The organism is Aquitalea sp. FG25 (genome assembly GCF_057809375.1).
The window spans coordinates 14,770-38,552 of the sequence record NZ_JBMDJV010000005.1 but is presented as its reverse complement, the minus strand read 5'-3'; the positions used below and the strand labels follow the sequence as shown (position 1 = coordinate 38,552).

At 60.6% G+C, this 23,783-nt stretch carries 23 protein-coding genes; 13 read left to right on the top strand and 10 right to left on the bottom strand.

Annotated features, from left to right (window positions below):
- Positions 1 to 38 precede the first annotated feature (38 nt).
- A complete protein-coding gene (locus ACODR9_RS06170; RefSeq protein WP_488808215.1) occupies positions 39 to 803 on the bottom strand; it encodes a substrate-binding periplasmic protein in 765 nt (254 codons plus the stop codon).
- A gap of 118 nt (positions 804 to 921) precedes the next feature.
- On the opposite strand from ACODR9_RS06170, the gene metH reads away from it, so the two are divergent.
- Entirely contained in the window at positions 922 to 4,635 is a 3,714-nt protein-coding gene (gene metH / locus ACODR9_RS06165) for a methionine synthase (protein ID WP_488808214.1), read from the top strand.
- Positions 4,636 to 4,683: 48 nt separating this feature from the next.
- Here the strand turns inward: metH and ACODR9_RS06160 are convergent, their stop codons facing one another.
- Complete coding sequence (locus ACODR9_RS06160) at positions 4,684 to 5,751, bottom strand: GGDEF domain-containing protein (protein ID WP_488808213.1); 1,068 nt, start codon at positions 5,749 to 5,751, stop codon at positions 4,684 to 4,686.
- 288 nt (positions 5,752 to 6,039) lie between these two features.
- Here ACODR9_RS06160 and ACODR9_RS06155 point away from each other — a divergent pair, with 288 nt between their 5' ends.
- Positions 6,040 to 6,255: an HP1242/YdcH family protein gene (locus tag ACODR9_RS06155; RefSeq protein ID WP_488808212.1), complete on the top strand. Its 216-nt coding sequence runs from the start codon at positions 6,040 to 6,042 to the stop codon at positions 6,253 to 6,255.
- 89 nt (positions 6,256 to 6,344) lie between these two features.
- On the opposite strand, the gene ACODR9_RS06150 is transcribed toward ACODR9_RS06155, so the two are convergent.
- Both ACODR9_RS06150 and ACODR9_RS06145 read right to left on the bottom strand, forming a co-directional pair.
- Complete coding sequence (locus ACODR9_RS06150; protein ID WP_488808211.1) at positions 6,345 to 8,210, bottom strand: ABC transporter ATP-binding protein; 1,866 nt, start codon at positions 8,208 to 8,210, stop codon at positions 6,345 to 6,347.
- A gap of 230 nt (positions 8,211 to 8,440) precedes the next feature.
- On the bottom strand, positions 8,441 to 9,457 hold the full coding sequence (locus ACODR9_RS06145) for a class I SAM-dependent rRNA methyltransferase (protein ID WP_488808210.1): 1,017 nt from the start codon (positions 9,455 to 9,457) through the stop codon (positions 8,441 to 8,443).
- Positions 9,458 to 9,609: 152 nt separating this feature from the next.
- Between ACODR9_RS06145 and ACODR9_RS06140 the strand changes: the two genes are divergently transcribed.
- From ACODR9_RS06140 to ACODR9_RS06130, 3 genes are all read left to right on the top strand, one after another.
- Complete coding sequence (locus ACODR9_RS06140) at positions 9,610 to 10,488, top strand: HD domain-containing phosphohydrolase (RefSeq protein WP_488808209.1); 879 nt, start codon at positions 9,610 to 9,612, stop codon at positions 10,486 to 10,488.
- A 132-nt stretch (positions 10,489 to 10,620) separates the two neighbouring features.
- Positions 10,621 to 11,841 (top strand): MFS transporter, encoded by a 1,221-nt coding sequence (locus tag ACODR9_RS06135; protein WP_488808208.1) that lies wholly within the window; start codon positions 10,621 to 10,623, stop codon positions 11,839 to 11,841.
- Positions 11,842 to 11,932: 91 nt separating this feature from the next.
- On the top strand, positions 11,933 to 12,898 hold the full coding sequence (locus ACODR9_RS06130) for an alpha/beta hydrolase (RefSeq protein WP_488808207.1): 966 nt from the start codon (positions 11,933 to 11,935) through the stop codon (positions 12,896 to 12,898).
- A 39-nt stretch (positions 12,899 to 12,937) separates the two neighbouring features.
- On the opposite strand, the gene ACODR9_RS06125 is transcribed toward ACODR9_RS06130, so the two are convergent.
- The 3 genes from ACODR9_RS06125 to ACODR9_RS06115 form a co-directional block, all read right to left on the bottom strand.
- The gene (locus ACODR9_RS06125) at positions 12,938 to 13,435 is read right to left on the bottom strand and encodes a M48 metallopeptidase family protein (RefSeq protein ID WP_488808206.1); all 498 of its coding nucleotides are present in this window, start codon (positions 13,433 to 13,435) and stop codon (positions 12,938 to 12,940) included.
- 42 nt (positions 13,436 to 13,477) lie between these two features.
- Positions 13,478 to 14,020, bottom strand: a complete 543-nt coding sequence (locus ACODR9_RS06120) for a GNAT family N-acetyltransferase (protein ID WP_488808205.1) — start codon at positions 14,018 to 14,020, stop codon at positions 13,478 to 13,480.
- A gap of 75 nt (positions 14,021 to 14,095) precedes the next feature.
- On the bottom strand, positions 14,096 to 14,539 hold the full coding sequence (locus ACODR9_RS06115) for an Lrp/AsnC family transcriptional regulator (protein ID WP_488808203.1): 444 nt from the start codon (positions 14,537 to 14,539) through the stop codon (positions 14,096 to 14,098).
- A 132-nt stretch (positions 14,540 to 14,671) separates the two neighbouring features.
- Between ACODR9_RS06115 and ACODR9_RS06110 the strand changes: the two genes are divergently transcribed.
- The 3 genes from ACODR9_RS06110 (at position 14,672) to ACODR9_RS06100 (ending at position 16,436) form a co-directional block, all read left to right on the top strand.
- Positions 14,672 to 15,298: a LysE/ArgO family amino acid transporter gene (locus tag ACODR9_RS06110; RefSeq protein ID WP_488808202.1), complete on the top strand. Its 627-nt coding sequence runs from the start codon at positions 14,672 to 14,674 to the stop codon at positions 15,296 to 15,298.
- 96 nt (positions 15,299 to 15,394) lie between these two features.
- Positions 15,395 to 15,826 (top strand): carboxymuconolactone decarboxylase family protein, encoded by a 432-nt coding sequence (locus tag ACODR9_RS06105; protein ID WP_488808201.1) that lies wholly within the window; start codon positions 15,395 to 15,397, stop codon positions 15,824 to 15,826.
- 10 nt (positions 15,827 to 15,836) lie between these two features.
- Positions 15,837 to 16,436: an FMN-binding negative transcriptional regulator gene (locus tag ACODR9_RS06100; RefSeq protein ID WP_488808200.1), complete on the top strand. Its 600-nt coding sequence runs from the start codon at positions 15,837 to 15,839 to the stop codon at positions 16,434 to 16,436.
- Positions 16,437 to 16,449: 13 nt separating this feature from the next.
- On the opposite strand, the gene ACODR9_RS06095 is transcribed toward ACODR9_RS06100, so the two are convergent.
- A complete protein-coding gene (locus tag ACODR9_RS06095) occupies positions 16,450 to 16,995 on the bottom strand; it encodes a YaeQ family protein (protein WP_488808199.1) in 546 nt (181 codons plus the stop codon).
- A 73-nt stretch (positions 16,996 to 17,068) separates the two neighbouring features.
- Positions 17,069 to 17,791 (bottom strand): MliC family protein, encoded by a 723-nt coding sequence (locus ACODR9_RS06090; RefSeq protein ID WP_488808197.1) that lies wholly within the window; start codon positions 17,789 to 17,791, stop codon positions 17,069 to 17,071.
- A gap of 216 nt (positions 17,792 to 18,007) precedes the next feature.
- Here ACODR9_RS06090 and ACODR9_RS06085 point away from each other — a divergent pair, with 216 nt between their 5' ends.
- Positions 18,008 to 19,486, top strand: a complete 1,479-nt coding sequence (locus ACODR9_RS06085) for a DEAD/DEAH box helicase (protein ID WP_488808196.1) — start codon at positions 18,008 to 18,010, stop codon at positions 19,484 to 19,486.
- A gap of 185 nt (positions 19,487 to 19,671) precedes the next feature.
- Complete coding sequence (locus ACODR9_RS06080; protein ID WP_488808195.1) at positions 19,672 to 20,529, top strand: substrate-binding periplasmic protein; 858 nt, start codon at positions 19,672 to 19,674, stop codon at positions 20,527 to 20,529.
- Here ACODR9_RS06080 and ACODR9_RS06075 read toward each other — a convergent pair.
- The gene (locus ACODR9_RS06075) at positions 20,505 to 21,098 is read right to left on the bottom strand and encodes a TetR/AcrR family transcriptional regulator (protein WP_488808194.1); all 594 of its coding nucleotides are present in this window, start codon (positions 21,096 to 21,098) and stop codon (positions 20,505 to 20,507) included. The two genes, ACODR9_RS06080 and ACODR9_RS06075, sit on opposite strands and share 25 nt — an antisense overlap.
- 165 nt (positions 21,099 to 21,263) lie before the next feature.
- On the opposite strand from ACODR9_RS06075, the gene ACODR9_RS06070 reads away from it, so the two are divergent.
- From ACODR9_RS06070 to ACODR9_RS06060, 3 genes are all read left to right on the top strand, one after another.
- Positions 21,264 to 22,184: a sensor domain-containing diguanylate cyclase gene (locus ACODR9_RS06070; RefSeq protein ID WP_488808193.1), complete on the top strand. Its 921-nt coding sequence runs from the start codon at positions 21,264 to 21,266 to the stop codon at positions 22,182 to 22,184.
- Positions 22,185 to 22,220: 36 nt separating this feature from the next.
- Positions 22,221 to 23,078 carry a helix-turn-helix domain-containing protein gene (locus ACODR9_RS06065; protein ID WP_488808192.1) on the top strand — a complete coding sequence of 286 codons (858 nt, stop codon included), beginning with the start codon at positions 22,221 to 22,223 and terminating at the stop codon, positions 23,076 to 23,078.
- A 75-nt stretch (positions 23,079 to 23,153) separates the two neighbouring features.
- Positions 23,154 to 23,702: a YbhB/YbcL family Raf kinase inhibitor-like protein gene (locus ACODR9_RS06060; RefSeq protein ID WP_488808191.1), complete on the top strand. Its 549-nt coding sequence runs from the start codon at positions 23,154 to 23,156 to the stop codon at positions 23,700 to 23,702.
- Positions 23,703 to 23,783: the final 81 nt, after the last annotated feature.

The window sequence follows — 23,783 nt, the reverse complement described above, 5'->3', positions numbered from 1 at the left end:
AGTTTGATGCATGACAAGCCTGCCCGAGCGTGCCGGTTTTATTCAGCCTGCCACTCGTAAGACTTCAGGATTGCCTTGAGCTTGCCGCTGCGGCGCATGGCCTCGATGCCCTGGTTCAGCCTGTCGGTACTGACGGATGAATGGGGTGCGACGGCACACATGGTGGGCATATAAGTTACTGTCAGCGGGTGTTGCTTGAAGGTGCGGGCTTCCTGTGGATTGCTCTTAGCCCACCAGGCCAGTTCCAGTTCCGATGAGATGGCGATATCGGTCAGCTTCTTCTGCAGCGATTTCACCAGCAGATCCAGCCGTGGCTCATCCACGCGGGTGGTGCGGCCAACCGCCCATAAGTGTTCCAGCGTGGGGTAGCTGTAACCGCGAATGATGCCGATGCGTTTGCCAACCATATCGTCCACCTGGTGGATGTCCGGTATCTCCCGCAGCGAAAGCGCTCTTTCCACTTGCGGATAGAACTCGCGCGTCCAGCCCAGCCGGGTGGCATTGCCATACCATTCCGGGTTGGCATTGCACACGATATTGACCTTGCCGGTTTCAATGGTGTTTTCCACCCGCTTGCGGGCAATCACCACATACTGGGCCTTCATGCCCAGCTCGCCGGCCAGGGCATCACCCAGCTCTTTGATCAGGCCGCTGCTCAGTGTCTGATTGTCAGGTGTCAGTACCACGATGGGCGGGGCATCTGAATCGGAGACCCCGATTTTCAATATACCGCCAGCCTGGATCTGCAAGCTCAGCACTGCTCCCGCAAGCAGCACCGGCCAAGTCTTATTCAAAGCAACCATAAGCTTGTACTCTCTTCTTCTTAGTTAGTTGTCTGACAGTTCCGAGTGCAATGGTAAACTGTTCAGCCGCACCATGAGTGTGCCACCTATCGTTCTTCACCATTACAGCCTGCTTGCCATGACCAAAAAACCCACGCATCCGGTATTTTCCCAGCTGTCACAGCGCATCCTGATCCTGGATGGCGGCATGGGCACCATGATCCAGCGCCATGACCTGCAGGAAGCCGACTACCGTGGCACACGGTTTGCCGACTGGCCCTGTGACGTAAAAGGCAACAACGATCTGCTGGTACTGAGCCGGCCAGACGTGATAGGTGGTATTCATCAGGCGTATCTGGATGCCGGTGCCGACATCATTGAAACCAACACTTTCAATGCTACGTCGATTGCCATGGCCGACTACCAGATGGAAAGCCTGGTGTGGGAGATCAACCACGCGGCGGCCAAGCTGGTGAAGGCGCTGTGTGTTGCCCAAACCGCAAAGAATCCGGCCAAGCCGCGCTTCTGCGCCGGCGTGTTGGGGCCCACCAACCGCACCGCCAGCATCAGCCCGGATGTAAACGACCCGGGTTACCGCAATGTCAGCTTTGATGAGCTGGTAACGAGCTATACCGAGGCCATCGACGGCCTGGTGGCTGGCGGGGCGGATTTCCTGCTGGTGGAGACCATTTTCGACACCCTGAACGCCAAGGCGGCGGTGTTTGCCATCCACCAGTATTTTGATGAGCACCCCGACATTGCGCGTCTGCCCATCATGGTGTCCGGCACCATTACCGACCAGTCCGGCCGCACCCTCACCGGCCAGACCACCGAGGCTTTCTACAACAGCCTGTCGCACGCCGACGCCATGTCCTTCGGCCTTAACTGTGCACTGGGGCCGGACCTGCTGCGTCCCTATGTAGAAGAAATGTCGCGCATATCGGCCACCTATGTGTCGGTGCACGCCAATGCCGGTCTGCCCAATGCCTTTGGCGGTTACGATCTGGAACCGGCGGCCATGGGCGAGTTCGTGCGCGAATGGGCCGAGTCCGGCCTGATCAACATCGTTGGCGGCTGTTGTGGCACCACGCCGGAGCACATTGCTGCCATCGCTAATGCGGTGGACGGCATTGCCCCGCGCGCGCTGCCACAGATTGAAGCCAAGTGCCGCCTGTCCGGGCTGGAGCCGTTCAATATTGGCGACCATGACCTGTTCGTCAATGTGGGCGAGCGTACCAACGTCACCGGCAGCCGCGCCTTTGCCAAGCTGATTCTGAACGGCGACTACGCCACTGCGCTGGATGTGGCACGCCAACAGGTGGAAAACGGCGCGCAAATCATCGACATCAATATGGACGAGGGCATGCTGGACGCCCTGGCGGCGATGGATCGCTTCCTCAAGCTGATTGCCGCCGAGCCGGACATCGCCCGCGTGCCCATCATGATCGACTCCTCCAAGTGGGAAGTGATCGAAGCCGGCCTCAAGTGCATTCAAGGCAAGGGCATCGTCAACTCCATCTCCATGAAGGAGGGCGTGGACAAGTTCAAGGAACAAGCCCGCCTGCTGCGCCGCTATGGCGCGGCGGTGATCGTGATGGCGTTTGATGACAAGGGCCAGGCTGACACCTATGCCCGCAAGGTGGAAATCTGCGAAAAGAGCTACCGCATTCTGGTGGACGAAGTGGGCTATCCGCCGGAAGACATCATCTTCGACCCCAATATCTTTGCTGTGGCTACCGGTATCGAAGAGCACGCCCGTTACGGCCTGGACTTCATCGAAGCCACCGGCTGGATTCACCAGAACCTGCCGCATGCCAAGGTATCTGGCGGCGTGTCCAATGTGTCCTTCTCCTTCCGTGGCAACAACAAGGTGCGCGAAGCGATTCACGCCGTGTTCCTGTACCACGCCATCCAGCGCGGCATGACCATGGGCATCGTCAATGCCGGGGCGCTGGAAGTGTATGACGAGGTGGACAAGGAACTGCGCGAACGCATTGAAGACGTGGTGCTGATGCGCACCCCGAAAGATGGCGGCGATGCCACCGAACACCTGATTGCGCTGGCCGAACGCTTCAAGGGCGAAGCGGCGGGCGAGAAAAAGGTGGAAGACCTGACCTGGCGTGAGTGGGCCGTGGAAAAGCGGCTGGAGCATGCGCTGGTGAAGGGCATTACCACCTATATCATCGAAGACACCGAAGAAGTCCGCCTCAAGTGCGCACGCCCGATTCATGTGATCGAAGGCCCGCTGATGGACGGCATGAACGTGGTGGGCGACCTGTTTGGCGCGGGCAAGATGTTCCTGCCGCAGGTGGTGAAATCCGCCCGGGTGATGAAGGCGGCGGTGGCCCATCTGGAGCCCTTCATCGAGGAAGAAAAGATCCGCATGGGTCTGGCCGATGCGCCGGCCAAGGGCGTCATCATCATGGCCACGGTCAAGGGCGATGTGCACGATATCGGCAAGAACATCGTCGGCGTGGTGCTGCGCTGTAACAACTACAAGGTGATCGACCTGGGCGTGATGGTGCCGTGCCAGACCATTCTGGATGCCGCGCGTGAACACAAGGCCGACATCATCGGCCTGTCCGGCCTGATTACCCCCAGCTTGGAAGAAATGAGCCATGTGGCAAAGGAAATGCAGCGTCAGGGATTTGACATCCCGTTGCTGATTGGTGGTGCCACCACCTCCAAGGTGCATACGGCGGTGAAGATTGCGCCGCACTACCAGCAGCCGGTGATTTATGTGCCGGATGCCAGCCGCGCGGTGGGGGTGTGCTCCAACCTGCTGTCCGATACCCTGCGCGATGGCTTTGTGGCCGAAGTGGCCGCCGAATACCAGCGCGCCCGTGAAGGCCATGCCAACAAGGCCCACCGCAAGGTGGTGAGCCTGGAGGCCGCCCGTGCCAACAAGCAGGCCACCGACTGGTCGGCCTACACCCCGCCCAAGCCGCAATGGCTGGGCGTGCGCCGCTTTGAAAATTACCCGCTGGCGGAGATTGCCGCCGTGATTGACTGGACGCCGTTCTTCCAGAGCTGGGAACTGGCAGGCCGCTTCCCGCGCATTCTGGACGATGAAATTGTCGGCGAATCCGCCCGCAGCCTGTATGCCGATGCCCAGACCATGCTCTCGCAAATCATCAGTGAAAACTGGCTGAGCGCCAATGCCGTGATCGGCCTGTTCCCGGCAGCAACGGTGGGCGACGACGATATTGAAATCCTGAGCGTGGATGGCAATAGCAGCCAGATGACCTGGGTGGGGCTGCGCCAGCAGCTACCCAAGGCCGATGGCAAACCTAACTGGGCGCTGGCCGACTATATCGCCCCGGCAGAGAGCGGTGTGGACGACTATATCGGTGCCTTTGCTGTTACCGCCGGCATCGGCATCGAGCCACATGTCAAACGCTTCGAAGAGGCCAATGACGACTACTCCGCCATCCTGCTTAAAGCGCTGGCCGACCGCCTGGCCGAAGCTTTTGCCGAACTGATGCACCAGCGTGTGCGTCGCGAGTTCTGGGGCTACGCTGCCGACGAGGCGCTAAGCAATGAGCAACTGATCGACGAGGAATACCGTGGCATTCGCCCGGCACCGGGCTACCCGGCTTGTCCGGATCATACGGTGAAGAAGGCGCTGTTTGCCCTGCTGGACGCACCGGGTATCGGCATGACCCTGACCGAAGGCTATGCCATGCTGCCGACGGCGGCTGTATCCGGCTTTTATTTCAGCCACCCGGATGCGCGCTACTTTGGCGTGGGCAAGGTAGAGAAAGATCAGGTACAAAGTTATGCCCGGCGGCGTGGTGTGTCGCTGGAGCAGGCTGAGCGCGATCTGGCCCCCAATCTGGGCTACGACGCCTGATTCTACCTGCTGTGACCAGAAAGCCGCCTGCGGGCGGCTTTTTGCTGCTTACCCGGTTTGGATGGCTTGCTGCGGACGGGGACTATGGCTGTCCGGCAGGGCAAGCACAAAGCAGTTTTTGCCGGCCAGCTTGGCCTGGTACATGGCCTGGTCTGCCAGCCGCAAGGCCGCGCTCAGCCCGATCCGCCCATCCATGTACACGATGCCGATGCTGATGGAAACCCTGCGCTGCTGCATATGGCAGGCATTAACCCGCGCAATCAGCTCTGCGGCCACCTGGGTGGCTTGCAGCCGGTTGGTCTTGCGGGTGAACAGGCCAAACTCCTCGCCCCCCAGCCTGCCGCATAGGTCGATGTCGGGATGGCCATTCAGTTGCAGGGCCACTTCGCGCAGCACCTGATCGCCGGCTTCGTGTCCATAGTCATCGTTGATGCTTTTGAAATCGTCGATATCCACCATCATGAAATAGCCCTGCTGCAAGGGGTACCAGGCCTGCAGCTTTTCCAGCAGGCTGCGGCGGTTGTCGATACCGGTCAGGGCATCCTGAAAGGCCAGCACCTCCAGCTTGCGGCGCAGCACATAGCCGCGCAGGCGCAGGCGGCGGAACAGGATATTGAGCATCAGGCCAGTGATCATGCTGACCGCAATCAGCAGCAGCACCCATGAATATTGCGACCACAGATGCTGGTCGGCCTGTGTGCCCTGCAGCAGCAGGGCCCAGATACAGATGCCGGTCAGCACAAAGGCATGGGTGCTGTGAAACACCGGTGCCATGGACAGGATGATGCAGACCGCAATGGATGTTACCCACGGGCCAGGCTCGTTGATGAACAGAAAATTGAGGCGAAAACCCAGGCTGAGACCAGCCTGATTCAACAGCATGCCCAGCAGCAGGGTACGGTGGTGACTGGCCTGCCAGGACAGCAGAATGCCACCAAGCATGGCGGGTGTGGCCAGCAGCGTGCTGCCGCTTTCTATCTGCCGGTAAGGATGGCTGAGCAGCAGTGATGCCAGCCAGGCACAGACGCCAAGTATCTGTAGCGATACGGCGATGGGGCGTAGTTCCAGAAATGACTGATGCTGGAAATCGGTATCGCCAGCGCAAGGATGTTGCATGAAGCCTCCAAGCATGGTGTTGGCGCCAATGGCGGCCTAACCAGATGACATCGCAGCATCGTGGCGGCTTGAATCAGGGCGGTCGACTGGACATAGGTGCAGGCGTGCACCGGTCTGGCGGGCAGGGAGCAGACCGTCTCTGCTTGCCAGCCATTGCGCATGGCGCACAATGGCCCGACGTCTGTCGTGCATATGCCCTAGATCAAGAAAGCAGGCTGGTGCCAGGGCTAGCATGAAGTTGTAGTCAGGTGGCATGCAGCCGCCCAACCCACCCATCAGGAGAAGCCCATGTTTCCCGAATTCCGCGAACTGATTAGCAAACTGAAAACCGAAGACGACCATTTCAGCCGTCTGTTCAACAAGCATAATGAACTGGACCAGACCATCAAAAATATCGAGGCCGGTATTGGCAACGGCAGCCAGTTTGATGTGGAAGCGCTGAAGAAGGAAAAACTGAAGCTCAAGGACGAGTTGTATGTGATTCTGAAAAAGGCCGAAGCCTGATACTGTTCTGCCCGCAGATTTGGGCACACAAAGAAAAACCCGCCATCAGGCGGGTTTCTTGTTTAGCGTGGCTCAGCGGCGGTGGGTGCTCAAGCCGGATCAAGCTCGCCGGGGCGGATGTCCTCGTCGGTCTCCTCACCCAGAAAACCACCGCTCTGGTGTGCCCACAGCCGGGCGTACAAGCCCCCCTTGGCCAGCAGGCTGGCATGGTCGCCTTCTTCCACCACGCGGCCCTTGTCCAGCACGATCAGCCGGTCCATGGCGGCAATGGTGGACAGGCGGTGGGCAATGGCAATCACCGTTTTGCCCTCCATCAGCCGGTACAGGCTGCCCTGGATGGCGGCTTCCACTTCCGAGTCCAGCGCGCTGGTGGCTTCATCCAGCAGCAGGATGGGCGCATCTTTCAGCATCACCCGCGCAATGGCCACGCGCTGGCGCTGGCCGCCGGACAGCTTGACCCCGCGCTCGCCCACGTGGGCATCGTAGCCCTGACGGCCTTTCGGATCGCTCAGCAACTGGATGAAGTCGTGCGCCTCGGCCTGACGGGCGGCATGGATCATGGCGGCATCGTCGGCATCTGGTCTGCCGTATAGCAGGTTGTCACGTACCGAACGGTGCAGCAGCGAAGTGTCCTGCGTCACCATGCCGATTTGCGCGCGCAGGCTGTCCTGCGTGACACCGGCAATGTCCTGGCCGTCAATCAGGATGCGGCCCTGCTCAACATCGTAAAAACGCAACATCAGGTTGACGATGGTGGATTTGCCCGCGCCGCTGCGGCCCACCAGGCCGATTTTCTCGCCCGGGCGGATGGTGAGGTTCAGCCCGTCGATAATGGGGCGTTCACCGCCATAGGCAAAGCTGACATTGTCGAAGCGAATTTCGCCGCGCTTCACCTGCAGCGGGTGGGCATGCGGGCGGTCGACAATGGCCACCGGGCGCGACAGGGTGCTGATGCCATCGTGTACCGTACCGATGTTTTCAAACAGGCTGGACATCTCCCACATGATCCAGTGCGATACCCCATTCAGGCGCAAGGCCATGGCGGTGGCGGCAGCCACTGCACCAATCCCCACCTGACCCTGGGTCCACAGCCATAGCGTGGCACCGGCGGTGCTGGCAATCAGCAGCATGCTGAGGATGTGGTTGACGATTTCAAAGCCACTCACCAAGCGCATCTGGCTGTAGGCCGTCTGCATGAATTCCTGCATGGCGCTTCTGGTGAACGCGGCCTCGCGCTGGTCCTGGGAAAACAGCTTCACCGTGGCGATATTGGTGTAGGCATCGGTCACCCGGCCGGTCATCAGCGAGCGTGCATCCGCCTGGCGGGTGGATGCCTTGCCCAAGCGCGGGACAAAGAAGGACAGGGTGGCGACATACAGCAGCAGCCAGCCGACAAAGGGCAGCAGCAAAATGGCATCGAAGCTGCCCACTACCGCCACCATGGTGACGAAGTAGATCACCACGAACACCAGGATGTCGGTGATGATCAGCACGGTGTCGCGCACTGCCAGCGCAGTCTGCATCACCTTGGCGGCCACGCGACCAGCAAATTCGTCCTGATAAAAGCTCATGCTTTGCCCCAGCAGATGGCGGTGAAACTGCCAGCGCAGCCGCATGGGGAAATTACCGAACAGACTCTGGTATTTGAACATGGCTTGCAGCGCAATCAGCAACGGGCTGGCCAGCAGGATACCGCCCAGCAGCAGCAGGTGTTCACGTTCTTGCATCCACAGCCGTGATGGCGCGACATGGCTTAGCCAGTCAACAATTGAACCGAGCATGGAAAACAACAAGGCTTCAAAAGCACCAATGGTGGCTGTCAGCAGGGTCATGCACAGGATGTAGGGGCGCATGCCGCTGGTGGCAGACCAGACAAAGGCTAGAAAACCACTGGGTGGCTGGGAGGGAGGGGCGTCGGGGTAGACTTCTACCCGTTTTTCAAACCAGGAAAACATAAAGAGCGTCCTTGCCCGGAATCAGGGTCCGTTGAGGTTGTATGGGTGTATGACCTTAGCTTGAAGCGAAGCAATCAGCAATGCTTTTTTTGCATGGCAGAGCATGGGCTACCGTCAGACAGCCGCGTGGTTTTTCTGCCGAATTATGTTTATGGCATGGGGTGCCGTGGTGGCTGACCCAATAAAAACGCCTTGCCGGGGCAGGCAAGGCGTTGTGGTCGGTCCTGCTATTACACGTGCAGCAGTACGATTTTGAGCGGATGTTGGCCATCGGCGCTGGGAAAATCCTGCTCCGGGGTAATCCATTCCACTTCGTGAATGGTACGCCCGGCTTTTTCAGCACTGCGCTTGAGCGATTCCAGCCAGGCATTGCCATCCACCTGGGCCACATTATTGCAGCAGATCAGCATGCCGCCTTCGGCGGTACACAGCAGGGCCGGCTTGAACAGCGCCTGGTAGTCGTTGATCAGGTCCACCACGCCAAACGGGCTCTTGGCATAGCGCGGCGGGTCGAGGAAGACCAGATCAAACTGGCGTGCTTCCAGTGCCGGGAAGGGGGGCATTTTCTTGCCACGCACCATCTTGGGCTGGCCGATGCCGGACAGCTGGCGCAAGGCGGCAAAGGCATCGCACTGTACGCAGCGCGGACGGGTGGCCAGGCTGTTGAGCTTGGCATTGGCACGACCCACGGCCAGGCTGGATTCGGCAAAGTCCACATTCATTACGAAGCTGGCACCGCCTTTGGCCGCCGCCAGGCCCACGCCGCAGGTGTAGGCAAACAGATTGAGCACGCTTTTGCCTTCGGCCAGCTGCATCACGCGACGGCGGCCGGCACGCAGGTCGAGAAACAGCCACGGGTCCTGGCCACTGTGGCGACCACGGATGTGATAGCGGATACCCATTTCATGGGCAATGCGGTTTTCTTCGGCTACCGCTTGCTCGGGCAGGCTCAGGGTGTTGTTGATGCGGGAATTCTTGCCGCTGCGATCGTTGTAGACCAGCTGTAATTCCGGCAGCAGGGTGGCGTAGAAGCTGCGGATTTCGTCCAGCTCGGCATCTTCCAGGCTCTGGTGGAAGCTTTGCACCAGCAGCAGGTCGCCGTAGCGGTCTACCGTCAGGCCGGCCACGCCTTCCACGCTGCCATGGAACAGGCGGTAAGTGTTGGTATCTTCGGCGATCAGGCGGCTAACAAGATCACTGCGGCGGTCGGCGGCTGCTTGCAGCAGGGCGCTCAGGGAGTTGGACATGGAATGCTTTCTTTCTGGAATGGCTGCAATTGTAAGCCCTGCAGTGGAATGCCTCAAAAATTAGCACTACGTTGTAAGAATTCATTGGCATGGTCGACTCATGGCAGACAGCCAGATCAGGGCCTGCGACTGGCCACTTTGCGGAGCACAGCATGCAAGCAGCACAAGAATTACTGAAAACCCTCTATACCATGGCGATGATGGTGGAAACCCGCGATGCCTATACCGGTGGCCATTTGTGGCGGGTGTCGCGTTTTTCCGGCCTGCTGGCACAGGAACTGGCGCTGCCACGCGGCGAGGTGCTGCGCATCATGCTGGGCGGCTTTTTGCATGATCTGGGCAAGATTGGCGTGCCGGACGCCATTCTCAACAAGCGCGACCGTCTGACTGAGGAGGAATATGCGGTGATCAAGCTGCATCCGCAGCAAGGGGCAGATCTGCTGCGTGAGCACCCGCTGGCCGCCCTGGCCATGGAAGCAGTGCTGATGCATCACGAAACGCCGGATGGGCGCGGCTATCCGGCTGGCCTGCAAGGCGAGGCCATTCCGCTGGTTGCCCGCATCGTCGGCATTGCCGATGCCTTTGACGCCATGACCAGCCACCGGCCCTACCGCGCCGGCATGCCGGTTTCCCGTGCGCTGGACATCATCCGCGATAATCTGGGCAGCCAGTTTGACCGCGCCTGCGGTGCGTGTTTCATCGCGCTGGGCGAGGCGGGCAAGCTGGAACACATCGTCGGTCACAGCGAAGCAGGCATTCCATTGCAGCAATGCCAGGCCTGCGGTCCCATCATCGCCATCCCGCGCCGCGTGCAGGATGGCGACGCCGTGCATTGCCCCTCTTGTGGCGGCGGCTATCGTCTGAGCCGACAAGGGCAGAAACTGGCACTTGCGCCCACCGGCAGCCGCGATCCCTTGCAAGTGCAACGGCCCTCGGTGGACCACGAACTGGTGGCTGAGTTGGTCAAGGAGGCGGCCGCCTGTCTGCCTTCCGCGCGGGAGGGAAGCTGGCTGGCACGGCTGTTTGCCTGAGCCTGGCGTAGCACCGGGCGCACCGATTGTGTCAGCGTCTGTTAAGCACGGGATGTAAGGCTAGAGTTACAGTCGTTTAGCCGGTAGGCTTGATCTCTTTGTCATGGCCGCGATGGCCGTTTTTTGCACCTGATGAACGACGCTTCTGCATCCCTGCGGCATTGCCGCCCTTTTTGGCAGTTCTGGTCGGCCCGCGTGCTGCTGACTGCCGCTTTTCAAATCCTCACCGTGGCCATTGGCTGGCAAGTGTATGCACTGACCGGCAGCGCGCTGGATCTGGGCCTGGTGGGACTCCTGCAATTTCTGCCCCGCGTGCTGCTGGTGCTGGTTACCGGAGTGGTATCTGACCGCTTTGATCGCCGCCGGGTGGTGGCCATCAGCCTGTTTATCCAGATGCTGGCTGCGCTGACCTTGCTGCTGGGTAATTTGGGCATGGGCTGGCAGGTCAGCCGTGAGCTGATCTTTGCCCTGTCGGTGGTGGTGGGCTGTTGCCGCGCCTTTGACATGCCCGCCATGCAGTCGCTGCTGCCTAATATCGTGCCACCGCGCTTGCTGGGGCAGGCGATTGCCATGGCGGCTTCGGCCAATGAGGCCGCCACCATCATCGCGCCGGCACTGGGCGGCTTCCTGTATGCCGTGGGGGCCGAGCTGACCTATGGCTTATCCGCTGCCTGTTTTCTGGCCTGCCTGGCGCTGGTCAGCCTGCTGCCTTCCAGCCGGGTACTGCCTACCGGCCAGCGCGTGTCGCTGGATTCGCTGCTGATGGGGGTACGTTTTATCCGCAGCCGCCCGGATATTCTGGGCGCGATTTCGCTGGACCTGTTTGCCGTCCTGCTGGGCGGGGCAACCGCACTGCTGCCGATTTTTGCTCGCGATATCCTGCATACCGGGCCGTGGGGCCTGGGCCTGCTGCGCTCGGCGCCAGCTGCCGGGGCCTTGCTGATGTCCGCCTGGCTGATGCGCCATCCGATACGCCGTCGCTCCGGGCACATCATGTTTGCTGCCGTTGCTGTCTTCGGCATTGCCACCATCCTGTTCGGCCTGTCCAGCAGCTTCCCGCTGTCCTTGCTGGCATTGATGCTGCTGGGTTCGGCTGATGTCATCAGTGTGGTGATCCGTGGCACGCTGGTGCAGCTGGAAACCCCGGATGACATGCGCGGGCGGGTGAATTCAGTGAACTCGCTGTTTATCGGTGCCTCCAACCAGCTTGGTGAGTTCGAGTCCGGGGTGACGGCAGCCTGGTTCGGTGCGGTGCCTGCGGTGGTGCTGGGTGGCGCGGGAACCTTGCTGGTGGTGGTGCTGTGGATGCGCTGGTTCCCACAACTGGCACGGCGCGATCAATTGGTTTCCTGAGCAGCCTTGCCGCGCAGGCTGGCATCATCCATGCCTTTGGTATATTAATGTCCGACCCGGAGTGTTTATTTCCCGCCGCAGGAGACGCCTCATGCATGCTGTCAGCCCCAAGCTGACCGACTGGTTGTTGCAACTGAACCAGCTTATCCGCCGTTTGCAGGACAGCGGCTACAAACCAACCGCCATTGGTGCCCGCGAGGCCCTGGCCAATGTCACCCGCACACTGGTAAGCCCCGGCCCTGAGATGGCCTGGGTGAATGATGAAATCGTCCATGGGCGCGATTACAGCGTGCCGGTGCGCATTTATCACCCGGCCCCGGATGAGGCGCGGCCCGTGCTGCTGTTCCTGCACGGTGGCGGCCATACCGCTGGCAGCGTCAGTGTGTACGACCCCATCAGTCGCAGGCTGGCAGCAGCCACCGGCTGCGTGGTGGTGGTGCCGGAATACCGGCTGGCACCGGAGAACCCTTACCCGGCGGCATTGCATGATGCTTATGCCGCTGCGCGTGGCGTGTTTGCCGCCCTGCAGGCCCGTGGCCTGCCGTTTGTGCGGCAACTGTCCCTGGCGGGTGACTCTGCTGGTGCGGCGCTGGCGGCCACGGTCAGTGCGCGCTCGCAGCACGATACCGCCTTGCAGATTGCCGCCCAGGTGCTGATCTACCCTAGCCTGGATTACAGCATGAGCTTGCCGTCGATTACCGAAAACGGCGAAGGCTATTTCCTCAACAGCAGCCGCATTGCCTGGTATTTCGACAATTACTTCCAGCACGGCGAGGACCGGCTGGCAGCATCCCCGCTGCACATGACCGTCACGCCGCGCATGCCCGCCACCCTGGTGGTGTCTGCCGGTTTCGACCCGCTGCGCGACGAAGCGCTACGTTATCTGGACAAGTTGCAGGCTGCGGGCGTGGTGTGCGAGCACCTGCATTTTGATGATCTGATCCATGCCTTCCTGAACATGGAGCAGTTGGTCGCCGACGAGTGCGCCCGCACTTACCAGCACATTGCCGGCTTTCTTGAGCAGCAACGGGTTCGGGTAGCCGTGGCACAGCCTTAAGCCTGCAGATGCAGGCCGGCAGGGCGGCATGCTGTGGGTTCAGGCTGGCTTCAGTTCGCGCAGCGTCAGCCACAGCCGGGTGTCAAACTCCAGCTGGTGATAGTGCGGCTCCATGTGACAGCACAGCTGGTAGAAGGCCTTGTCGTGGTTCTTTTCGCGCAGGTGGGCCAGTTCGTGCACCACGATCATGCGTAAAAACGGCTCTGGTGCATCGCGAAACAGCGCGGCAATGCGGATTTCATGCTTGGCCTTGAGCTTGCCACCTTGCACCCGGGATATCTGGGTATTGGTGCCCAGCGTGCCTTTTACCGGATGTTGCTGGCTATCGAACAGCACCTTGGTGGGGGCGGGGGCATTTTTCAGATAGCGCTGCTTGAGCGTGCCGACATACTGATACAGCGCATTATCACTTTGCACCTGATGAGAATCAGGATAGCGGCTGGCCAGCCAGTCGCCCAGGCTACCGTCGTCGAGACGGGCCTGGACCTGGGCCAGCAAACTGGGCGGATAGTGCAACAGGTATTTGAGGGCGGACATGCCGCCAGTGTAGCAAAGCCCTGCCAGGTACGGGCTGCCGGATCAGGCGGCGGCGTGGCCGCTGGCCAGCAGCGCCGGCTGCTTCCAGCGGTAGCACAGCGCAACGGCCTTGCTGCCATCCGGTGCCAGCACGTTTTCCCTATCCACCATTTCACCACCCATGCGATTGTAAAAGCGGCGCGCATCGCTATTGGCCTCGTAAACCCACAGGTGCATCGGTGTGCCAGCCTGCAGCCTGTCTGCCTGGGCGGCGGCTGCTTGCAGCAGGGTGCGGCCTACGCCCCGGCCCTGCTGGCCGGGCAGAACGTGCAGATTATCCAGCAACAGGCCGCGCTCGCTTTCGCCATCCGGCAGCAGGCAGACAAAACCCACCGGCTCGCCCTCCCACAAGGCCAGCAGCACCCACAGGTGATTGTCGTAATGAAAACGGCGTGTCCACATGGTGTGGCGCTCGGTGGGAGCAACGTGGTCCAGGTAGTCGTCGGAGAGGATGCGGCGGTAGCTGTGTTGCCAGCTTTCGGTGTGTAGCCGGGCAATCAGGCCGGCATCGTCAAAGGTGGCCGGGCGCAGGGTCAGCGAAGTCATGGAGCGTGTCAGAGGGGTGTGGATCTTGGAATTTTACGACAGGCAGATGACATTAAGGTTCGGTTTACACACAAATTAACGTGGCTGGCGCAAGGTTTGCTGGCTGATGGGGGGGGACAGGATGATGGAGGTGCGGGTTTCACCCAGATGATTCACGCGGGCAACCAGTGTTTCCAGGTGGGCCACATCACGCGCCAGCAGGCGAAACAGGTAGGAATCCGCCCCGGTAACATGGTGGCATTCCATGACTTCCGGCATGGCCGACAGGATATCCAGCAGTTTTTTCTTGTAGGGTTGGGCTACGGTAATGCCCACCATGGCCGACAGGGTGTAGCCAGCTTTCTGGGGGGCCAGCCGGGCGTGGTAACCCTGGATCACACCGGCTTCTTCCAGCCGTTTCACCCGCTCGGATACCGCCGGCACCGACATTTCCACGGCGCGAGCCAGCTCGGTCAGTGACAGCCGTGCATCCTGCTGCAGGCATTCAAGAATCTTCCAGGCTTTGCCATCAATTTCCATCGTTCGCGTCCTTTTCGGTAAAAAGCCCTTGCTGCCTTAATTTATCAGTTTATACCGTGATCCTGCCTGAAAAATGGCATGTGTCTGCCACTGACAAGCAGGCAGACTGGTGTCATTGAAAGGAGAAATGCCATGACACTGTTTACCTTGTATGGCCAGGCGCTGATTGTGGGGCTGGCTATTGCCGCGCCGGTTGGACCAATTGGCTTGCTGTGCATTGACCGCACGCTGCGGCATGGGCCTTGGGCTGGCCTTGCCACCGGGCTGGGGGCGGCCACTGCCGATGGTCTGTATGCCAGCCTGGGCGCGCTGGGCCTGACGGTGCTGATCCGGCAGCTGACCGCGCTGGCGGTGCCGCTGGCACTGGCAGGAGGGGGCTTTTTGCTGTGGCAAGGGCTGGCAATGTTGCGGGCACCGCAGGGAGAGCCTGCCATGGCCAGCGCCAGGCCAGCTTCCGGCTTGGCGGCGGCGTATGGATCTGCACTGGGTCTTACGCTGGGCAACCCCATGACCATTTTGTCCTTTGTCGCCATTTTTTCCGGCTTAACCGGACAATCCGTCAGCGCTGCCCGCGAAGCCATGGTCATGGTGGCAGGCGTCGTGTCGGGCTCGGCATTGTGGTGGTGTGTGCTGGCTTTTGGCATCGGGCAGTTGCTGCGACGAGCAGGGGCAAGAGCCCGGCGTTGGCTGGACCGTGGCTGCGGCCTGCTGCTGCTGGGCATGGCTGGCTGGATGTGGTGGCAGGCACTGCGGGGATGAGTGGCAAACTGGTTCTGTCATCTGCAATAAAAGTGGATCTGTGATAGAGCCAAATGCGCGTTGATAATGGGCTGATTATCAAGCGGAGAAACTGCCATGCCTACCTTGCGTCTGCCCTATGCCGAATTGTCGGCCCCGGCCCTGCAGCATCTGCGTGCCATCAAGCAACAGCTAGCGGAAAGCCCGCTGGGGCGTAATCTGGTGGAGCTGGTTTACCTGCGGGTTTCGCAGATCAATGGCTGCGCGTTTTGCCTGGACATGCACAGCCGGGCCTTGCGTAGTGGCGGTGAAAGCGCTGCGCGGCTGGATACGCTGGCCGGCTGGCGCTTGAGTCCGCATTTCAGTGCGCGGGAGCAGGCTGCGCTGGCCTGGGCCGAGGCGCTGACCTGGATTGCCGACAGCCATGCCGATGATGCCGTGTACCAGCCGCTGTGCGAGCATTTTTCGGAACAGGAGATCTGTGACCTCACCATGGCCATTGCCAGTATGAATGCGCTGAACCGGCTGGCCATTGCCATGCGCCAATAAGGAGCCTTGCATGAGTCTGTACTGCCCCACTGCATTTCGTGCCGAGGCCAAGTATGCCGCCGAGGTGATGGCGGACAACCCGCTGGCCACCCTGATTACCCCGGCTGGCGTGGAGCCGTGGATCAGCCACCTCGTGTTATTGCCTGATCCGCAGTATCCGGACTGCCTGCTGGGGCATCTGGCGCGGGCAAATCCGCATGCCGAGCTGCTATTCGGGCAGGATAGCGTGGCTGTGTTTACCGGCGTGCACGGCTATGTATCGCCGCGCTGGTATGTGTCCGATGGCATGGTGCCCACCTGGAATTATCGCGTGGCCCATGCCCATGGCCGGGCCGAACCGGTGGCAGGGGATGAACTGTCTGCCTTATTGCAGCAACTGGCCCGCCATTTTGAAGGCCCGGATGGCTGGAGCACCGACACCATGCCGCCAGCGTCCATGGCGGCCATGCAGCGTGGCATCGTGGGGTTCCGTTTGCGGGTGAGCCGCTGGGAGGTCAAGGCCAAGCTGAGCCAGAACCGTTTGCCACAGGATAGACAGGGGGTAATCAGCATGCTGGAACAGGACGATGCGGCAGCACGTCAGCTGGCCGCTGCCATGCCACGGCCCTGAAGGAGGGTGCGGCTTAGTGGGGTACTTTCAGGGCTTCCACTTCCACCAGCACGTTGTGGTTTTCATCCGCTAGCCACAGCTGGCCGTCCTGGATGGTGGCAGTCAGCTGCATGCCGCGCTGGCACAGGGAGGCCAGTTCTGCCTGGGTGGCGGTGCTGATGCGATAGACGCTCAGTTTGTCCAGTTTGGACAGCTTGTTTTCGATCTGCGGCCACCACACCTCGCTGGAGCGGCCACCGTAGGTGTACAGCACCACTTTGTCGGCGCGGCTACAGGCTTTTTTCAGGCGTTTTTCGTCGGGTTCGCCCAACTCAATCCACAGTTCGATTTCCTCGCTGTAATTTTTTTGCCACAGCTCGGCTTCGTCATCGGCGCTCAGGCCTCGGGTGAAACTGAGGGTTTCGCTGGCATTGAGCACAAAGGCCACCAGGCGCACCATCAAACGTTCTACGGTTTCTGAAGGATGTTGTGCCAGGGTCAGGTTGTGGCTGGCATAGTAGCCACGGTCCATGTCGGAAATCGACAGACCAGCTTTGTAAATGGTGGCGGTAAGGGCCATGTAGAGATATCCGGGTTGCGATGTTGGCTGCACATGCGTCGGCGCGGCGGACGGCCTGTGCAGGCGTATGGACTTATTGTTCAGGCTGGCTGATGCACAGCAGGCTTTCGCCTTTCCAGTTGATGCTGGCTTCCTTGCCGCGAATGATGAATTCGACATTCTGACCGGCATAGCGGGCGCCGCCGGTCACCAGTTCCTGCTGATGCAGGATGGCCTGGCTCTTGCCGCGCACCAGTCGGGCCGTGGCGGGCTTGGTACGGTAAAAGGTGGCCAGCACATCATTGTTGCCGCCACCGCCGCACAGGTAATGCAGTGGTGTCAGCGAGGGGGCCAGCTCCCAGCTGGCCTGTAATTCGGTAATACGCTGGATATAGATATCCCCCAGGCACATATGGGGGTTTTCATTCTTCATGCAGTCTTTCAGGTTGTGCACCCAGTGGCGCTGTTCCTGTTGCAGCTTGCTTACGCTCAGGGCACCTGCCGGTGTCTGCCGGGCTTTGTCCATGGCCTGGGTGTATACCTTGTCCAGCCGGTTGCCCAGGCGGATCAGGCCCTCATCCTGGCACAGCATGGTTTCCATGGCATTGGCCGGCTTGTTGCAGTCAAAGTCGGTGGCCTGCACGATGGAAATGGGTGGCTGAACCGGGGGAGCGGCCTGGCGCATGCCGCTGGTATTGCCCCCTCTTGCCTTGTCCTGCCCGGTACCAAGCGAATGCGAGCCGTTCAGGGCGTGAGCCAGGCCGGGTGCAAGCAGCAGCCAGATGACGGCAATGGGTACGGAGCGGATGTTGGGCATGCATTATTGTGCCATGCGCAGCGTTGTTACGCTGCATCAATCCGCAGGACAATTTCCCAGCATGGACAATTGTCTGTAAACTCGCCGGCTTTCGCGTCTTGCCAATCGGCGCACAATGCAGGCTCCATCCCGGGGCTGGCCGCATGAATTTCAACCGTTTTCCGTCAGCCTAGATTGGTGTCGCTTACTGCGATCAGGCAGTCGCAGGAGTGCAGTATGTCCGATTTGACCTTTGCAGATCTTGGCCTAGCCCAGGATTTGTTGCGTGCTGTAGCTGATACTGGCTATACCGTTCCCACCCCGATCCAGGCGCAAGCCATTCCCCAGGTATTGCAAGGGGGCGACCTGCTGGCCGCCGCCCAGACCGGTACCGGCAAGACCGCCGGCTTTACCCTGCCGCTGCTGCAGCTGCTGATGGCCAACCCTTCACGCCAGGCAGGCAAGCCGCGTGCGCTGGTGTTGACCCCCACGCGTGAGCTGGCCGCCCAGGTGGAGGAATCGGTACGCGAGTACGGCAAATACCTGCCGCTCAAATCCATGGTGATGTTTGGTGGTGTCGGCATCAACCCGCAGATTGCCGCCCTGCGCAAGCCGGTGGACATTCTGGTGGCCACGCCGGGCCGTCTGCTCGACCATGTCAGCCAGCGCACGCTGGATTTGTCGGCAGTGGAAATCCTGGTGCTGGACGAAGCCGACCGCATGCTGGACATGGGCTTCATCCACGATATCCGCAAGGTACTGGCCCTGTTGCCGACCAAGCGCCAGAACCTGCTGTTCTCGGCCACCTTCTCCGATGAAATCAAGACGCTGGCCGACAAGCTGCTCAACCAGCCCAAGCTGGTGGAAGTAGCCCGCCGCAATACCACCAACGAGCTGGTGGATCAGCGCGTGCATCTGGTGGATCGCGACAAGAAAACCGATCTGCTGATCAAGCTGATCCGCGATCACAACTGGTATCAGGTGCTGGTGTTCACCCGCACCAAGCACGGTGCCAACCGTCTGGCCGAGAAACTGGACAAGATTGGCATTCCGGCGGCGGCCATTCACGGCAACAAGAGCCAGAATGCCCGCACCCGTGCACTGGCAGATTTCAAGAGCTCCGCCTTGCAGGTGCTGGTGGCTACCGATATTGCCGCCCGTGGCCTGGATATCGATCAGCTGCCGCACGTGGTCAACTTTGAGTTGCCCAATGTGCCGGAAGACTATGTACACCGTATTGGCCGTACCGGCCGTGCCGGCAGCCCGGGTGAAGCCATTTCCCTGGTCTGTGTGGACGAATTCAGCTTCCTGCGTGAAATCGAGAAGCTGACCAAGCAATCCATCGCCCGCTTTACCGTGCCGGGTTTCGAGGCCGACCTGAACGTGAAGCCGGAGCCGATTCCCATGGGCGGTAACAGTGGTCGTGGTGGTCGCAGTCAGGGTGGTGGTGGTCGTCAAGGCCAGGGTGCGCGTCAGGGTCAGGGCGCAGGCAAGCCGCGTCACGAGCAGCAAGCCAAGCCCACCGGCCATGGCCATCGCAGCCCGGCCGGTACTACCCCGCGCAACAAGCCGGCCGCACCGCGTCAGCAAGCCGCCGCCCAGCCGCAGGGTACCCGCCAGCCGCAAGCGGCCAAGCCGGCCAGTGGCCAGCAACAGCAACGTCGCAGCCAGCCGGCACGTCAGGTATCGGCCTTGTTGTCTCCCGCCAAGCGCTGATCCGGCGCTCGTTGGCAAGTCCTCCGGTGAACAGACTTGCTGCTACCTGCCGGGGCCCGTATGCTCAAACATGCGCGTCCCGGCAATCATTTACATTTACATACAACGTCATCAAGCCTGGACCGTCGCGGGGAAGTCTGGCGCAGCTGCGTCAGTGACTAACGATTTGTGATACGGAGCAGGGCATGAGGCATTGGCTTGTGAACCATGCCGGCCAGACATGGCCGTGGTTCATTGGGTGTGCATGTTTGCACGTCATGCTGCTGGCCTGGGCAATGCCTGTCCACGCACAGCGCGCGCTCCCCTTGCAAGACGGGCAGATGGCCATTGTTCTGGGCTCGGATGACTGGCCGCCTTATATCGGTGGCGGGCTGCCGGATTACGGCATCCTGTCGCGGGTGGTGACGGCGGCGTTTGCCCGCAGCAAGGTGACGGTCAGCTATCGCTTTCTGCCAAATAACCGCAGCCTGCAATCCGCCCGCAACGGCATGGTAGATGGCAGCCTGGGCTGGGCACCCAGCCCGGATCGTCTGCAAGACCTGCTGTACAGCCAGCCAGTCATGTCGGCCCGGATGGTGTTCTTCCAGCGCAAGGCCCATGCAGTGCACTGGACTCAACTGTCTGATCTGGCCGGCCTGCGTATTGGCGTCACCATTGGCAATTATTATTCCGCCGAATTCGACCGGCTGACGCGGCAGGGCATCCTGCATACCGATGGCGTTGGCGATGATCTGAGCAATTTCCGCAAGCTGCTGGCGCAGCGCATTGATCTGTTCCCCATTGAAGAGGAAGTCGGCCAGTTTTTACTGTCCCGTCATTTCTCACCCCGCGAAATACGGCAGCTGGAGCGCACCCAACCCTTCTGGATGGCCCCCATGCACGTGGTGATCTGGCGCAAGCATCCGCGTGGTGCCGAGCTGATTGCCCGCTTCAACCGTGGACTGCTGGCCTTGCAGTGCAGCGGCGAGTTTGACCGCTTGGTGCGGGAAACACGCCAGGCATGTCTGCGCAGCAGCACTCAGCCATCGGACGGGGGGGAGTAATGGGCGATCATCGCTTCGGCCTCCTGGAGTAGTCGGAGCGACAGCTCGTCATCGGTCACCGCGCGTGACAGCAGCAAGGCACCCACCATCAGGCTGAGCTGAACCGCTGGCGTGAGTGGATTGCTTGCTACGCTGCCATCCTGTGCGGCTGCCTGGCCCAGGGTATCCAGCTGTTGTTGCAGGCCGGCGGTAAAAGCCTGCCGCGCCTGCGTGGTATGCCGGCTCAGTTCCCCGGCCAGGGCGGCAGCAACGCAGCCGGTATCGGGAAAGTCACGGTGCTGGATGCTCAGGTAATGCTGGGCTACGGCCAGGCGCTGCTGGCCGGCTGCGGCCTGTTGTATCTGCTGCTGCCATTGTTGGCTGGTGTATTCCATCGCCTGACGACAGGCCTGGGCGACCAGATCTTCCTTGTCCTTGAAGTGCCAGTAAAAACCGCCATGCGTCAGGCCAAGATCGGCCATCAGGTTGGCAATGCCTACTGTGGCAATGCCTTCAGAGCGGAAGCGCATGGTGGCCATGTCCAAAATACGCTGGTGGATGGCGGTTTTGTGTTGTTTGTCATAGCGCATATTGGCTGCCTGATTGATTCACTTAATTTTATATTATGAACATCATATAAATAATTGCTAAATGAATCAGCAAGATAGCGCAGGTGATTTGACATGTTCCAAGGGTCAGGTGGGCTTGTATTGTGAGCGGCGGCTCTCTATTCCTTAGTTTCAGCAGCCCATTTCATGATCAGGAGCGAGCAGATGGTGCTCAAACAGCGGGATTTTCGCCATATCGTCGAACATGCCAACGATGCCATCGTGGTGACCGAAGGGCGGCCGCACACCGAGCCCGGGCCAAGGATTGTCTACGTCAACCATGCCTTCTGCCAGCTGTGTGGCTATGACAGGGCGGAAATCCTGGGCCGAAGCCCGCGTTTTCTGCAAGGCCCGGAAACCGACCGGAACGTGCTGCAGAATATTCGTTCCGCACTGGAAGAAACCAGGCCCATCCGTCTGCAGCTGCTCAATTACCATAAGTCAGGGCGCGCCTATTGGGTTGAGCTGAGCATCATGCCCTTGCTGGATGATGCTGGTAACGCCAGCCACTATGTCGCCATCCAACGGGATGTGACCCAGTGGCATAGTCTGCATGAGGCGCTGTATCTGCTGGCGGTAACGGATGAACTCACCGGCCTGTTCAACCGACGCATGTTTGTTGATGTCGGCAATAAATACCTGAATCTGGCCCGGCGACACGGCACGCCGCTGTGCGTGGTGATGCTGGATCTGGACCATTTCAAGCAGGTCAATGACTGTTATGGCCACCAGACGGGAGACCAGTTGCTGCAGCTTGTCGGACGGGTGCTGGAGAAGGGCATACGCGACAGCGATATTGCTGGCCGGCTGGGTGGCGAGGAGTTTGGCATCCTGCTGCCGGATACCGCACAGCAAGATGCCTTGCTGGTGGTACGACGCATACAGGCCCTGTTGCATAGCGAGTGTCGCCAGACCAATCTCCCCGCCGGGGCCTGGGTAACGGTCAGCATCGGCCTGAGCATGCTTGGCAGCGCCGATTCCCGGCTGGACAGCATTTTGCAGCGTGCCGACCAGGCCTTGTATGTGGCCAAGGAAAGGGGCCGCAACCGCATCGAAATCAGCAGCTGACTTGCCATCCTGGCGGATACGCGTTGCAATGCAGCCATGTCGTCAACTGCACATCCGGCCATGCCGCTGGCCATCTACCATTCCCGATCGCAGCAGCGCATTGCCCGCATGCCGGTGCTAAAAGCCCTGCTGGTTGCGGTCATCGAAGGCAGCAAGATCATCCATACCACGGCAGGTGAGCTGGTTTGCCCTGCCGGGCAGTGGCTATTGCTGCCAGCAGGCCAGGAACTGATGCTGACCAATCAACCTGATGCCCATACCGGACAGTATCTGGCACTGGCGCTGGCGCAGGAGACCAGCTGGCTGCAGCGGTTTCATCGCCTGTATGGGCATCTGCTGCATGAGGCAGCACCAGACAAGCCGGTGATGCAGCCGGGCAGCGCCAGCCAGCAGGCCATGCAGCACTTGCTGGCCGTACAAGAAGGCGGTGATGGCCCGCTAGACATGGCATTGGCAGAACATGCCTGGCAGGGCCTGATGCTGGCCCTGCTGCAGCAAGGCCAGGGGCGCAGCATCCTGAGACTGCCTGCGCATGATACCCGCCAGCAATTGCAATCCCTGTTCAGTGTTGACCCAGCGCATCACTGGACGCCAGCCTGCGTGGCGCAACGGCTGGCCATGAGCGAGGCCACCTTGCGGCGCCGGCTGGCAGCGGAGTCGGTCACCTTCAGCGGTTTGCTGACTGAAATCCGCCTGGCGCATGCGCTGGCATTGGTCATGACGGGCTATCAATCCATGCTGGAGGTTGCGCTGGCGGTGGGATATCAGTCCCCCTCCCGTTTTGCTGCCGCATTTCGCCGGCGTTTCGGCCTGACGCCCAGTGCCTTGCGTGCCACCCGTGGCAGTATGAGCGCCATGGGCGACAAACTGCGCGCAGCAGGCGCGTCGGGATGAGCGCGCTTGCCTAGAATGGGTGTTGGCGGCAGGAGATACATGCCTGCACGGAACCATGCTAAGCGGAGGAAAATCATGCGCGATTATCTGTGGACCGGCCTTGTGCTGGCTGCCTTGTGTAGCGCTGCACAAGCTTTCGAGCTGGACAGCCCGGATATCAAGGCCGGGGGGAATTTGTCGCGGCTGCAGGAGTACCAGGGTTTTGGCTGTAGCGGTGGCAATACCTCGCCAGCCTTGCGCTGGCGGGATATTCCTGCGGGAACCCGTAGCCTGGCCGTCACCGTCTATGACCCCGATGCACCCACGGGCAGTGGCTGGTGGCACTGGGTGGTGTTCAATCTGCCGGCAGCAAGCCAAGGATTACCGGCCGGCGCGGGCAGTGCCGATGGCCATCTGCTGCCTGCCGGTGCGGTCCAGAGTCGCACCGATTATGGCCAGGCTGGCTTTGGCGGTGCCTGCCCGCCGCAAGGCGACAAACCTCACCGCTATATTTTCACCGTTCATGCGCTCAAGGTGGAAAAGCTTGACCTGCCCGCTGATGCAATGCCCGCGCTGGTGGGATTCATGCTGCATGCCAATAGTCTGGGGCAGGCCAGCTTCACGGCGCGCTATGGACGGCACTGAGCCGACCGGCCTGCAGTAAGGTGCTGTAACGTAGCGCTTCGGCTGGTGGCAAGAATGCGTCGCCAGCCACTTTCCGGTCTT

Excerpts from the sequence above, each read along its gene's own strand:
- ACODR9_RS06155 (WP_488808212.1), top strand. The coding sequence starts at position 6,040 with ATGTTTCCCGAATTCCGCGAACTGATTAGCAAACTGAAAACCGAAGAC.
- ACODR9_RS06075 (WP_488808194.1), bottom strand. The coding sequence starts at position 21,098 with ATGCGCTATGACAAACAACACAAAACCGCCATCCACCAGCGTATTTTG.
- ACODR9_RS06065 (WP_488808192.1), top strand. The coding sequence starts at position 22,221 with ATGTCGTCAACTGCACATCCGGCCATGCCGCTGGCCATCTACCATTCC.
- ACODR9_RS06100 (WP_488808200.1), top strand. The coding sequence starts at position 15,837 with ATGAGTCTGTACTGCCCCACTGCATTTCGTGCCGAGGCCAAGTATGCC.
- ACODR9_RS06135 (WP_488808208.1), top strand. The coding sequence starts at position 10,621 with ATGAACGACGCTTCTGCATCCCTGCGGCATTGCCGCCCTTTTTGGCAG.
- ACODR9_RS06080 (WP_488808195.1), top strand. The coding sequence starts at position 19,672 with ATGAGGCATTGGCTTGTGAACCATGCCGGCCAGACATGGCCGTGGTTC.
- ACODR9_RS06130 (WP_488808207.1), top strand. The coding sequence starts at position 11,933 with ATGCATGCTGTCAGCCCCAAGCTGACCGACTGGTTGTTGCAACTGAAC.
- ACODR9_RS06120 (WP_488808205.1), bottom strand. The coding sequence starts at position 14,020 with ATGACTTCGCTGACCCTGCGCCCGGCCACCTTTGACGATGCCGGCCTG.
- ACODR9_RS06170 (WP_488808215.1), bottom strand. The coding sequence starts at position 803 with ATGGTTGCTTTGAATAAGACTTGGCCGGTGCTGCTTGCGGGAGCAGTG.
- ACODR9_RS06110 (WP_488808202.1), top strand. The coding sequence starts at position 14,672 with ATGACACTGTTTACCTTGTATGGCCAGGCGCTGATTGTGGGGCTGGCT.
- metH (WP_488808214.1), top strand. The coding sequence starts at position 922 with ATGACCAAAAAACCCACGCATCCGGTATTTTCCCAGCTGTCACAGCGC.
- ACODR9_RS06095 (WP_488808199.1), bottom strand. The coding sequence starts at position 16,995 with ATGGCCCTTACCGCCACCATTTACAAAGCTGGTCTGTCGATTTCCGAC.
- ACODR9_RS06145 (WP_488808210.1), bottom strand. The coding sequence starts at position 9,457 with ATGTCCAACTCCCTGAGCGCCCTGCTGCAAGCAGCCGCCGACCGCCGC.
- ACODR9_RS06115 (WP_488808203.1), bottom strand. The coding sequence starts at position 14,539 with ATGGAAATTGATGGCAAAGCCTGGAAGATTCTTGAATGCCTGCAGCAG.
- ACODR9_RS06060 (WP_488808191.1), top strand. The coding sequence starts at position 23,154 with ATGCGCGATTATCTGTGGACCGGCCTTGTGCTGGCTGCCTTGTGTAGC.
- ACODR9_RS06160 (WP_488808213.1), bottom strand. The coding sequence starts at position 5,751 with ATGCAACATCCTTGCGCTGGCGATACCGATTTCCAGCATCAGTCATTT.
- ACODR9_RS06140 (WP_488808209.1), top strand. The coding sequence starts at position 9,610 with ATGCAAGCAGCACAAGAATTACTGAAAACCCTCTATACCATGGCGATG.
- ACODR9_RS06070 (WP_488808193.1), top strand. The coding sequence starts at position 21,264 with ATGATCAGGAGCGAGCAGATGGTGCTCAAACAGCGGGATTTTCGCCAT.
- ACODR9_RS06105 (WP_488808201.1), top strand. The coding sequence starts at position 15,395 with ATGCCTACCTTGCGTCTGCCCTATGCCGAATTGTCGGCCCCGGCCCTG.
- ACODR9_RS06090 (WP_488808197.1), bottom strand. The coding sequence starts at position 17,791 with ATGCCCAACATCCGCTCCGTACCCATTGCCGTCATCTGGCTGCTGCTT.
- ACODR9_RS06125 (WP_488808206.1), bottom strand. The coding sequence starts at position 13,435 with ATGTCCGCCCTCAAATACCTGTTGCACTATCCGCCCAGTTTGCTGGCC.
- ACODR9_RS06085 (WP_488808196.1), top strand. The coding sequence starts at position 18,008 with ATGTCCGATTTGACCTTTGCAGATCTTGGCCTAGCCCAGGATTTGTTG.
- ACODR9_RS06150 (WP_488808211.1), bottom strand. The coding sequence starts at position 8,210 with ATGTTTTCCTGGTTTGAAAAACGGGTAGAAGTCTACCCCGACGCCCCT.